This is a genomic window from Njordella calcicola (assembly GCF_056494125.1).
This window is the reverse complement of record NZ_CM151396.1, coordinates 5,656,387-5,668,202: the sequence shown is the minus strand read 5'-3', so window position 1 is coordinate 5,668,202 and position 11,816 is coordinate 5,656,387. Positions and strand designations below refer to the sequence as shown.

Below are 11,816 nucleotides of genomic sequence, written 5' to 3'. Positions count from 1 at the left end.
GTTACTTCTTCGGAGGGCTGCTGGCACCTTCCTCAATAGCATACAAACGATTTCGATTCGCAATAAACAAGGTATTGTTGGCGGCGACAGGCGAAGTCAAAACGGCGGACCCCATCTCCATCGCGATCGGTTCATCTTGTGGCTCGGCAGACAATTCGAAAATCGAGATTTCGCCGTCAGCGTCACTAATGTAGACCTTATCATTCACGATTAGCGGTGATCCCCAGGACTCTGCTAGCATATCGTACGTCCAGTTCGCTTGCCCCGTCTTCGCATTGACACAGTGAACGACACCGCTGTGGTCAGCAATAAACAGCAAATCGTTTTTGATGGCGACCGATCCCATGGTGCGATGCATGGTGGTTTCGAATTGCGTGTGATCGGCGCCTTGATAGTGCCAAACAGCAGCCGAATTTTCATTGTCGCGTTCGAAGTCTCCTTTGTCAGCTTCCAACGCTTTCAGTCGCTTGTGCGCGATGGGCTTGCTAGGGTTGCTGGAGTTGAAAACGAGTGTTGGGCTGACATCGCCACGCTTGGTTGGATCGATGCACCAGAGATGTCCTTCGCCTTCACCGTGTTCGGGGTCTTCACCCACTGCGATATAGACCAAGCCATCATAGACCACGGGCGTGCCAATTAAGTGGTTCCGCGTCGCACGGTTCAGCAGGTAAAGGGACTCTTTCGGATTGCAATCGAACTTCCACAACAAATCAGCTTTTCCGTCTTTGCCTTCGGCGGTGAAACTATAGAGCCAGCCGTCGCCTCCCGCGAAGATCACTTGATTCACGCCGCCCAGTTCGGCATACGCGGGCGAGGACCATTGCCCATGTAAAATGTTTCGACCGGGGGAATCATCGGACCAAAGTACTTTGCCCGTATTGCGATCGATGCAAATGAAGCTTGGTGCAGACTCTTTGGGTATGGTAATGTGGCTCTCGTCGACACCATTGCCTGTATTAACAAACAGCATGTCGCCTACAAAAGTCAATGAACAAGAACACATATTGTGTTGACTGATGTTCAATTCCTTCATCATATCCAGCTCCCAAATCACGTCCGCTTCGTCTTGGGCTTGATTGGGTTCTTCTTGATAGGGACCATCGTTTTCATTATCGCGGAAGCCTTCGGTATCCAAGCAGACCACCGTGCCACGGCTGGTCACATACCACAATCGCTCGCCGTCGATTGCGGGCGCACTGCAGATCCCTTGATCGGGCCAATCGTGAACGCGTCCCGTTGGAAGCTTCTCATTGCTGTGCTGCCACAAGAACGTGCCATCTTTCTCGTCAAAGCACAACAAGACGCCCAGATCGATTTCGGCTGGATAGCGGCTCAAGTAGCCAGAAGCGTTGTTTGTGCCGACATAAACCTTGCCATTGGCGATGGTTGGATTGCCGTAAGTTTCGGAGCCCAGCGGCATGGACCAGCGAATGTTCGTCCCCTTTTTTACATCCCATTGAGTAGGAATGTTTTGATCGGGAGGCGTGCTGTTGCGGGCCGGACTACCGCCCCATTGAGGCCAATCTAGCGGTTGAACATCAATGCTTTGCAATCTCTGAACGACCTCCGCTACGGGGTCAAACGCGTAAGCGGATTGAAATGTAAGACCGGCTAGTAAAGCAAACAGGAATTGTTTCTTCATATCAAAATGCGGAGAGTGGTAGGTAGGAATTTATAAGGTAGAGTGACTGCATCCGAACTTAGTTTAGTTCGGAGTCACTCGGACGTTGTCGATATAAAACTGAGCATCATTCGAATTACCGAACATGCCAGGACTGCCTTGCAAGTTTCCAACGGAATCGGTCGCCTCAATCTGCCATTGGGCTGGCTCCTCCGTGCCTCGCTCCCAAACCTTGCCACGCAGCGTGCAGGCTTGACCCACCGTTTCGCTTTGAAACTTCATCGTGTACCAAGTGCCCTGCTTCCATTCAAATGGGATCGTTTTGGCAAATCGATTTTCTAAGCGAGGAGTCCAAGAGCGAATTTGTAATTCTTGATTGCCCTTCAAATCTAGCGTGTATCGCTGCGCAACCAGTCCCATGTCGGGCAAACGATCCGTAGTGTCTTTGCCACGTTGATTGGTCGCGTAGAAATCCGCTTGCACGGTATAGTCACGCTCGCCCGGCCATCCGAACCAAGCCTGAGATCGAGTCCCCTTTGGAATCGTACTGATTTTTACCAAAGCCCCATCGCCTTCAACATTTGCGGGCTGGTGACGGTAAGCAGCACCAATCCAAGTCAGCGGCACCTTGCCGTCATTGAAGTCGGCGGTGATCGGCAGTTCTGGAATCACACGCACACGCGCTTGGCTTTTCAGTTCGCCATGCGAGGCGGTGATAAACGCAGCGATTGAATCTTTCGTGGATGGTGCTACAAATTTTCCATCAACCAAATTACCGCCACCTTCGACGGTCACCTCGGCGTCTTCGATCAACTTTAAGAACTGTCCGTTTTTGTTGTATCCGCGGACTTGTAAAGCAATCGATTGATTCGGACGCAACAGCAGTTCTACTGGAGCTAATTGAATGTGAGCGACTGCTTGGTCCTTTTCCGCTGGCGATTCTACCGCTGGCGTAGGAACTACTGCATCAACCCCCTGCGCATCAGACTTACCAATACAGTACAGGGCCGTTGTGGTCGACAAGTAAACGCGGCCTTGGTAGGCCATGGGAGTTGCAAAGCATTCGCCGCCATCGGTCAAACGAGGACTGCTAAGCACCTCGACGCCATCGTCAGTTGGTTTGAGCACAAATGTGCGTCCGGAGTTTTCTGCCAAGAAGATCTTGCCGTCAGCAACCATCAGCGAACTGAACATGCTGCGTCCGAACTTCTTGCTGTAAATTTCCTCACCGTTGGCAGCATTCAGCACATACAGCTTGCCACCATCGTCGACGACGTAGATGCGGTCTTTGATCTTCACAGGCGAGCAGCGGCTAACGGTCATGCCCGGGATTCGCCAAACAAGTTTATCTTCTGCGATATCACCGGACATCTTACCATCGATTGCAAAGAACGCTCCTAAGATGGTGCGATCACTTTGATTCTTCTCCGCATGTCCACAGTACACAATGCCTTGCTCATCGATCATCGGAGTGGTGTTGATTCCTCGCGGTGAAGCTTGATACTTCCAAGCAACGTTACCCGTTCGCGGTTGCAACGCGTAGACCGCGCCATCGGCTGCACCAAAGACCATCAGCGCTTGTCCATTAATCACCTTGAATACGGGCGTGCTGTAGGTGGTGTCTTCTGGACGCAGTTTTGTGGTATACATCCACGCGGGCATCCCAGTCGATTTATCAAAAGCTACATAACGATGTGCCGGCACTGCCGCGTCGCCCCATCCGGTCATGACCGAGCTTATGATCACAAGGTCTTCAAAGACTGTGGCGAAATTGGTTCGACCTCCGTACGGGCTGATCATCCCATACTCTTCCATCATCGATCGTTCCCAAACCACTTTGCCCGTGTCCCCGTTCAGGCATTGGAAGACACCCGAAATCCCCAACACATAAACATTGTTGGATTCTGGATCACAGACAGGACTGATCCAGCTCACGCGTTCGGCTGGTGCATCGGACAGAAAGACATTGTGGATGCTTTCCCATAGGATCTTTCCTGTTGCCGGATCAAAGCAAACTGTTTTCTCACCTTCCTTATTCGATTCGGGGAATGCTCGACAAGCGATATACATCTTGCCATTCATCGCGACAGGAGTGCCGCGCGAGGCGAGTTCTTCACTACGCCAAACAAGGTTCTCTCCGTCAGGCGACCAAGAGTCAGGGATGTTTTCGACGTAGGCATGACCGTCCATCGTTGGACCACGCCAGTGCGCCCATTCCGCTTGCGACTTTGACGCAACGCCCTTTTCCTGGGCCGTTGAAGAAGCGGGTTCTTGTGCTGAAAGTGACAGGAACTGGACAGCGACAAAGCTGCTGATACAGCAAGCTTGCAAGATATTCCGAGTTGAAAAAAGCATCTTTCCGTTTTCGGTAGTTTATGGGTAGGTGGGGTGACGTTAAGATGACACAGTTCTCGTTCATTCTACAAGAATTCCCGTGGCCCGGCTATCACCGGCTCAGCGAGTTGCAAATGTTGGCACCTACATCAAATGAAATCTTCAACACTCTTGGAATACGTCGGTAGTGCAAATTGGAAGCAATTCCGCTTTTCTTATTGCGTCGCCATCATATTGCCCGTGGTATTTGCCGCAGCGACGGTAGCGCAAGAAGCTGGCATTCGCGAGCGTTCCGCGGTTTATCCTCTGGATGGCATCCAATTGCCTGACAAAAACCTGCTCATCGTCGATCGTAACCTGCCAGGCATCTGGAAGTATGATTACGAAAAGCTGTCGATATTTGTTCAAGGCGAACGACAGTTTCGACAACCGCTCAATGCGATTCGTACCATCGCGGTCTCGAAGGATGGTGTGGTCTATGTTGGCGATAGCGCGACACGAGAAATCTACCAAATCCAAAATGACGGAAACGCTCGCGCCCTCACCAATGGCTTAATCGGTGTTCCCGTCGATTTAGCAATCGCTAGCGACGGTCGTTTGTTCGTGGCTGACTTGGAGCGACGCGCCGTCTGGAGTTGGAATCCAAACACGAATGAAGAGCCCAAAGTGATTCACCCCAAAGCTAACCCACGAGGCTTGGCGGTAGACAGCCAAGACCGACTCTGGGTACTTTCGCAAAACGCAGAACAGCTCGTACGATACGAAGCTGACGGCACGGCAATCAGCGTCATCGACCATCGTGTGTTTGAATTCGCTCACAATGTAATCGTCGATGACGACGATGTCGCTTGGGTCAGTGACGGGTATGCCAAAGCGATTTGGAAGATCGCTCCTCAGACCGCACCAGAGAAAGCAATAACATCGGATCTATTCCAAAATCCTGTTGGCCTCTTTAAAGTCGATGACAAGATCGCTATCGTCGATCCGCATGCAGCAACCGTCTTTCAAGCGACACGAGATGGTGTCGTGACAGAGTGGTTTCAAGTACAAACAGTCAGTCCATAACCGATACTATTTTCCGTTAGGCTGTGGCTCGCTTTGTCCGGCAAGCTCCAAAGCGGCCTGCGCATCGTAAGGCTTGTCGCTTTGATACAAGCTTAGTATCGCAGTGGCGAATGGCTTCTGGTCGTCCGACGCAGCGTCAATGACTTTTTCTTGCCATCCAATCGCTTTCTCAAATTCATCGTTGGCCGCATGAGCTGCCGCGAGTGCCGCTAAATCACCAGGGTTTTTATAATCCGAAAGCTCGCATGCGGTTAAGGCTGACTTCAACGCTTCGCTGGCATCACGCACCGATTCGTCAGTTGCCGTCAGCAAGATCCATGCGCGATTCTGATGAGCCAGCCCATACTTAGGAGCTAACTCAATCGCTTTCGCAAAATCAGCCATTGCCTCGCGATGCTTGCCCAGTTGCTGCAAGTTGTATCCACGATTGTTGTACGCCACCGCCGCATTGGGATTCAGTTCAATCACCGCAGCAAAGTCTTCAACGGCTTGTTGATGCTTTCCGATTTGAAAGTACACGAAACCTCTTCCCATCAACGCTGGGATACTACGTGGATCGAGTTCGATCGACTTTGAGAAGTCCGCTAAACTGCCTTCAAAATCACCCAGCGCTTTCAGCGCAACGGCGCGTTGTTGTATCAGCGACGGATTCTTAGGATCCAGCGAAACCGCTTTATCGTAATCGCTCCGCGCCTTTTCAAATTCACTGATAGACATATACACGGCTGCACGATTGACATAATGAGAAACCGTATCGGGTTCCTTCTCAATCGCAACCGCATAATCGGTAATCGCCTTTTCAAAGTCACCGAAGGCCGCATGAAAAAGGGCTCGCGAAACATAGGCATGCGCTTGGTTGTAACCGAGTTCTATGGCACGATTGAAGTCCGCGAGCGCTTCGGCTTGCTTGCCTTGTTCCCAATATGCACCAGCGCGCAACGTGTACAATCGCCCTTGCTTGGGAGCAGCATCGATCAACTCCGTATAGATGTCCGCCGACTCCGCAATCGCCACCGCGTTGACTTTCGCGACCACCCCCTTTCGCCCGTTATAGGTTCGGACCAAAAAGCTTTCCTCTCGCTCTTCCAGGATCGTCAGCAAATCCCCTTTTTCGATAACATCGACCACTTCTCCGTCGACGACCAGCTTCAATTGGACACGCGAAACACGCGGAGGCATCGGAGCTGAAGCGACGCCGCTGTCCTGCGCAATGCACGGATCAATGATCAGCGCAACGCAGAAAAACCAGCTAAAGGCAGCCTGGAACAAACGAACAGATGAATTCATCAGTCAATGGATTTAAAAAGGTGCGGTGAAACCCTGCCACGGCCGGCAGCCAAAAAAGCAGTCGGGATCATGCCTTGAATTCTAGTTCATCGCCCTCATCGGCCAATGGCTGAGCCCCCGCTGTCGAAAAAACCTTACGGTATTTCGCACTTTTCTTGCGAACAACCGTTCAGCACCGTTGCAATCAGAGCTGGCAAAACTAACATCTGTTGCGAACGTCATAATCTGCGCAGTCGATACAGCCTGCGCAGTTGTCATAATCTTGGAGTACACCTTTGATGAAGCTATCTCGATTCGCTCTGGCCTTCGTGCCCGCAGCGCTGGGACTTGCACAAATTGCTGCTGCTGGTCCATTCTGCGGCGGATGTTCCGATCCGTGCGGTCCTGCTCGCGGACACGGCCGAATTTTCGGCCACCATCGCGCTGCCACCGGCTACGGTTATGCAGCCGTATCCCCCGCCGCTTCTTGCGGTTACGGACCGGTCGGTCCCGCCATGTATGCGGCACCCGCCATGCAATACGCGGCTCCTGCCATGCAGTACGCTGCACCCGCAACTCAGTGCGAAGCCCCGGCAATTTCTTATGCCGCTCCGGCCACCACGATGTATTACGGCAGCGGAACCATTACCGCTGACGGCGGTTTCGCGACCAACGTCACACCAGCCACCCAGTCCCTGTGCGAACCCGTAACAGGCTATCGCGTGGTCATGGAACCTCAATTTGTCACTGAAACTGTTGCACAGCCTGCGACAGAAACACAGACAGAAACCCGTTACCGCGTAAAGACGGTCAACAAGACCGTTCCAGTCACACAGCAAAGCTACCGTGTCAAGACGGTCATGAAGCCTGTCACTGAAACCAAGTCCGTTGAATACTCCGTCTTGGTACCAGAAACCAATCAGAAGTCGGTAGATGTTACCGTCAGCGTGCCCGTGTGGAACGAAGTTTCCGAAAACTACACTGTGAAGGTGCCTGAGCTGGTCGATGTTCCTGAAGAGTATACCGTCCGCGTTCCCAGCTTGCGCGACGAGCAATTCACCTACACGGTGCATGTACCGCAGACTCAAACAGTAACCAAGACTCAGACTGTTACCAACGCGGTGCCAGTCACCAAGACTCGCACTGTGCAGCGAGCGGTCCCGGTCTATTCGACACAAAGCGTCCAAAAAGACTACGGCCATTGGGAGACCATCGTTGACGAAGTTGTTGCTCCGGTCGCGATGCCCGCTCCGATTTCCACCTGCTCCGGTCAGTCGTATGTCAGCAATGGCTGCGGTTCCCCAGCGGGCACCAGCGCTTGTGGTAGCTGTGCTCCAGTTGCGAGCAATCATTGTGGCTGTGCACCTGCGGCAACTTCCGGTTGTGGCTGCGGCAGTGCTAGCTACGGTTGTGGCAGCAGTGCGGCTGTCAGCGGTTGCGGCAGCAACATGGGCTGTGGTTCGGCAAGCGTTTCATATGGGATGCCAGTCGCAAGCGTTAATTCTGCTTGTGCACCCGCAGCGATGCAAACAGCAACTCGCCGCGTCTGGGTACCTAACGTTGTAACCGAAGAAGTCCCTGTTGTTACTTCGCAGATGACCAGTGAAGAAATCACTTACACGGTCTACGAACAACAATCGGAGCAGATCCCTTACGAGTGCACCTACTTGGTTTATAAGCCAGAGCAACGTACTGGTAATCGCAAGGTCGTCGAATACGTCAACGAGACACGAACTCGTTCACGCAAAGTAGTTCAGTACCGCGACGAAACTCGCACTCGCACTCGCAAAGTGATGAGCTACGAAACTCAGACCAAGACCGAAACCTACCCATACGTATCGTATCGTACCGAAACACGCACCAAAGAGGTTTCCTTCACGATGCAAGTTCCAGAACAAATCGTCGAGCCTTACGAAGAGACTCGCTACGAGCAAGTTTCCGAACAAGTGGTCGAAGAATATCAAGTCCAGGTCCAAGTCCCAACTACTCGCGAAGCTCAAGTGCAAGTCATGCGAATGGTACCAAAGCTTGTGCCTTACACTTACAACCCATGCAGCAGTTCGGCTTCGACTGGCGGCTACAGTGTTGGCGGCGGTAGCGTTGCTGGTGGTTGTGGTACCGGCTATTCGGTCGGCGGCTACGATTCCGGCGCGGTTTCTGGTTGCGGTTGCAGTGTTCAACCAGCCATCTCAGCACCATGCTGCGGTCAATAGTCTGACGCTTGTCGATTCGGCAAACATCTAAAATGCGAAACGCTCGGGAGCAAATAACTCTCGAGCGTTTTTTATTCGTAGCCTACCTCTGTCCCAAGATTTCCACACCCTGAAGCTTCCACCGGCGACTTTCACGACTTCCAGCACCGCATCGTTAAGAGTGTGTCAATTGGAATCCCCCCGCCTGCAAATGGTACCACCTCAGGTTTACACCGCGAGAGATGGGAGTGACGCAAGAGTTGTCTTGAAGATAGTTGATGATTGTTCCTCTTGCGTTTCGCTTATCACTAGCGGTGTGAATATGTTATGGGAGTGGGCGCATGGGGACACAGTACGGGGGGCACAGCGCGAAGCGACCGGCGACACTCGGTTGATAGATCTACACCGCGAGAGATGGGAGTGACGCAAGAGTTGTCTTGAAAATAGTTGTTGATTGTTCCTCTTGCGTTTCTCTTATCACTAGCGGTGTCATCGAGCATGAAGAAATGACCCAGTAGCGAGCAATTAGGAATTGACCCACCAAGCTGGGATTAGAGAAGGAATTTGCCCTAGCTGCTGCGCAGCAGCTAGGGCGACCCAGACCACCCAGCTTACCACGGCTTCCTAGGTCGCCTGATTTGGTTTCAGGCAACTTCGACAGGAGGTCTTCATTCCTATGATCTTGGTGGATCAATACATGGATGTTAAATCACGATTGGCCAATAAGCAATCTATTCGCTCTATTGCCAAAGATACAAACCTTTCACGAAACACAGTCCGCGCAATTGCTCGCGGCGAGCATCCCTTGCAAACAGCAAATGCTCGCAAACCGCGAAAGCCACGAGCAAAAAAGATTGACCCTTTCTGCGAGTATATTCGCTCGCGGGTCGAGCAATTCGATCTGGATGCGACGCGCGTACTCCCAGAAATTGAAGCCATGGGCTACAGCGGTGGGATTCACTCCTTGCGACGCTACATCAATAAGCTGAAGGCTCGCTCCAAGCAGCTTGCCTCTGCCACCGTGCGTTTCGAAACGCCGCCTGCCAAGCAAGCTCAATGCGACTGGGGCCACGTGGGCAAATTCCCTGACGCCACCGGTAAGCTCATCAACATCTACGTCTTTGTGATTGTCTTGAGCTACTCACGGCAGATGTTCATTCGCTTTACAACGAGCATGAAGATTCCCACGCTCATCGAGTGTCACCAGAAAGCCTTCGAGTACTTTCAAGGAGTACCGCAGTCGATCCTCTACGACAACATGGCCCAAGTGCGTTCGGGTGCTGGTCGACTTAACAGCACTTTCGCGGACTTCGCTGATCATCACGGCTTCGAAGTCAAAACGCATCGCCCCTACAGACCTCGCACCAAAGGCAAGGTCGAACGCATGGTCGATTACATCAAAGGCAACTTCCTCAACGCTCGCGAGTTTACGGGCCTTGACGAGCTCAATCTGCAAGGTCAGCAATGGCTTGATGAAACAGCCAACGTACGTACCCATGGCACGACTGGTCAACAGCCTGTGCAACTCTGGAAGCAAGAGAAAGACCAACTTCTACAGCTTGATCCCAATAGGCCATATGTGTCGAGCATTAGAGTCGAACGCAAGGTCAGCAAAGATACGTTCGTATCTTACAACCGTGCGCGATACAGTGTGCCACCGCAATACATTGGTCAATGCGTGCAACTTCAAATGCAAGGCACGCAGATTATCATTCGGTGCAACGACACGATTATTGCCGAACATCCATTGGCCGAGGGTATCGGACAGAGTGTGGCCAATGACCAGCATATCGAAGAGTTATGGCGATGCACGCTGGATCAACACCCCGTGGTGGGCCAGCGGCACTGCAATGTAAAGCTTGATGAGTCGGTAGAAGTTCGCAGTTTAAACAGCTTTGAGGAGGCATGCGCATGAGCACTAAGATTACAGAACAAAGAACTGCACCAGAGTTACACGCTGAAGGCGACGGTGCGAGAGTCTACCAGGAGCGAGCCAGCGAAGCACTTGAGCTACTTGGCTTAACTGTCGCTAGGGGGCATCTGGATGCGACTAGCCAAAGGGCGGCAGCCCAAGACTGGTCATACACGCACTTCTTAGGGTATCTGCTTGATGGAGAACTCAAAGAGCGACATCGCAAACGAGTGCAACTGAACCTTCAGTTCGCGAAGTTCCCCTTCATCAAGCGATTGAGTGAATTCGACTTCACGGCGCAGCCAGGTCTGGATAAACGCTTAATCGATGAACTGGCGACCTGTCGTTATATCAGCGAAGGACGTAACGTGGTGTTCTTGGGCCCACCCGGAGTTGGTAAGACGATGCTCGCAGTATCGCTGACGGTGATGGTCGCTGAGTTGGGACATCGCGTGTACTTTACATCGGCAAGTGACCTGGCCAGTAAGCTGAGCAAGGCGATGGAACGAAATCAGTTGCATCGTCAGTTGAACATGCTGATGCAGCCCAAGGTGTTGCTGATTGATGAAGTGGGATACTTGCAGTTGGATAAGGTGCAAGCGAGCTTGCTGTTTCAAGTGATCTGTTATCGCTATGAACGCAACCAGCCGATCATCTTGACGAGCAATAAGGCGTTCGGTGAATGGGCCAGTGTATTCGCAGAAGATTCAGTGATGGCCAGTGCGGCGTTGGACCGATTACTTCACCGCAGCACGGTGGTGAACATTCGCGGCGAGAGCTATCGCTTGCGGGAAAAGCGCAAGAGCGGAGCAGCCAGTAGCTGTTCCGAAGCGGATCGCAACTAACTGCTCGCGAGCGGTAAACGCCCCGCGTTGGTCGAGCACAAATAACCTCTAGCAAAAACAACGAAACTCGAAGAACAGGAGCAATCCCGAAAAGCAACGCTATCAAAACCCCGGGTCAAAACTAAATGCTCGTAAGTGGGTCAAATTTATCTGCTCGTTGACAAGCGGTGTGAATGTGTTATGGGAGTGGGCCGCATGGGGACACAGTACGGGGGCACAGCGCGAAGCGACCGGCGACACTCGGTTGATAGATCTACACCGCGAGAGATGGGAGTGACGCAAGAGTTGTCTTGAAGATAGTTGATGATTGTTCCTCTTGCGTTTCTCTTATCACTAGCGGTGTGAATGTGTTATGGGAGTGGGCCGCATGGGGACACAGTGCGGGGGGACAGCGCGAAGCGACCGGCGACACTCGGTTGATAGATCTACACCGCGAGAGATGGGAGTGACGCAAGAGTTGTTTTGGAAACAGTGGATGATTGTTCCTCTTGCGTTTCTCTTATCTCTAGCGGTGTGAATGTGTTATGGGAGGGGGCCGCATGGAGCACAGTGCGGGAGCACAGTACGGGGGCACAGCGCGA

General features: G+C 52.4%; 7 protein-coding genes. 4 read left to right on the top strand and 3 right to left on the bottom strand.

Annotated elements, in window-relative coordinates; genetic code table 11:
• Position 1 precedes the first annotated feature (1 nt).
• Both SH302x_RS21840 and SH302x_RS21835 read right to left on the bottom strand, forming a co-directional pair.
• The gene (locus SH302x_RS21840; RefSeq protein ID WP_479364840.1) at positions 2-1,642 is read right to left on the bottom strand and encodes an outer membrane protein assembly factor BamB family protein; all 1,641 of its coding nucleotides are present in this window, start codon (positions 1,640-1,642) and stop codon (positions 2-4) included.
• Positions 1,643-1,705: 63 nt separating this feature from the next.
• The gene (locus SH302x_RS21835; RefSeq protein WP_479364838.1) at positions 1,706-3,976 is read right to left on the bottom strand and encodes an outer membrane protein assembly factor BamB family protein; all 2,271 of its coding nucleotides are present in this window, start codon (positions 3,974-3,976) and stop codon (positions 1,706-1,708) included.
• Between the two features lie 132 nt (positions 3,977-4,108).
• Between SH302x_RS21835 and SH302x_RS21830 the strand changes: the two genes are divergently transcribed.
• Complete coding sequence (locus SH302x_RS21830) at positions 4,109-5,020, top strand: Vgb family protein (protein ID WP_479364837.1); 912 nt, start codon at positions 4,109-4,111, stop codon at positions 5,018-5,020.
• 6 nt (positions 5,021-5,026) lie between these two features.
• Here the strand turns inward: SH302x_RS21830 and SH302x_RS21825 are convergent, their stop codons facing one another.
• Positions 5,027-6,307: a tetratricopeptide repeat protein gene (locus SH302x_RS21825; RefSeq protein WP_479364836.1), complete on the bottom strand. Its 1,281-nt coding sequence runs from the start codon at positions 6,305-6,307 to the stop codon at positions 5,027-5,029.
• A 278-nt stretch (positions 6,308-6,585) separates the two neighbouring features.
• Between SH302x_RS21825 and SH302x_RS21820 the strand changes: the two genes are divergently transcribed.
• The 3 genes from SH302x_RS21820 to istB all read left to right on the top strand — a co-directional run bounded on the left by SH302x_RS21820 (position 6,586) and on the right by istB (position 11,235).
• Positions 6,586-8,499 carry a ferredoxin gene (locus SH302x_RS21820; RefSeq protein ID WP_479364834.1) on the top strand — a complete coding sequence of 638 codons (1,914 nt, stop codon included), beginning with the start codon at positions 6,586-6,588 and terminating at the stop codon, positions 8,497-8,499.
• 676 nt (positions 8,500-9,175) lie between these two features.
• Positions 9,176-10,393 carry an IS21 family transposase gene (gene istA / locus SH302x_RS21815; protein ID WP_479363699.1) on the top strand — a complete coding sequence of 406 codons (1,218 nt, stop codon included), beginning with the start codon at positions 9,176-9,178 and terminating at the stop codon, positions 10,391-10,393.
• A complete protein-coding gene (gene istB / locus SH302x_RS21810; protein WP_479363697.1) occupies positions 10,390-11,235 on the top strand; it encodes an IS21-like element helper ATPase IstB in 846 nt (281 codons plus the stop codon). The genes istA and istB overlap by 4 nt, the downstream gene beginning before the upstream one ends.
• The last annotated feature ends 581 nt before the right edge of the window (positions 11,236-11,816 follow it).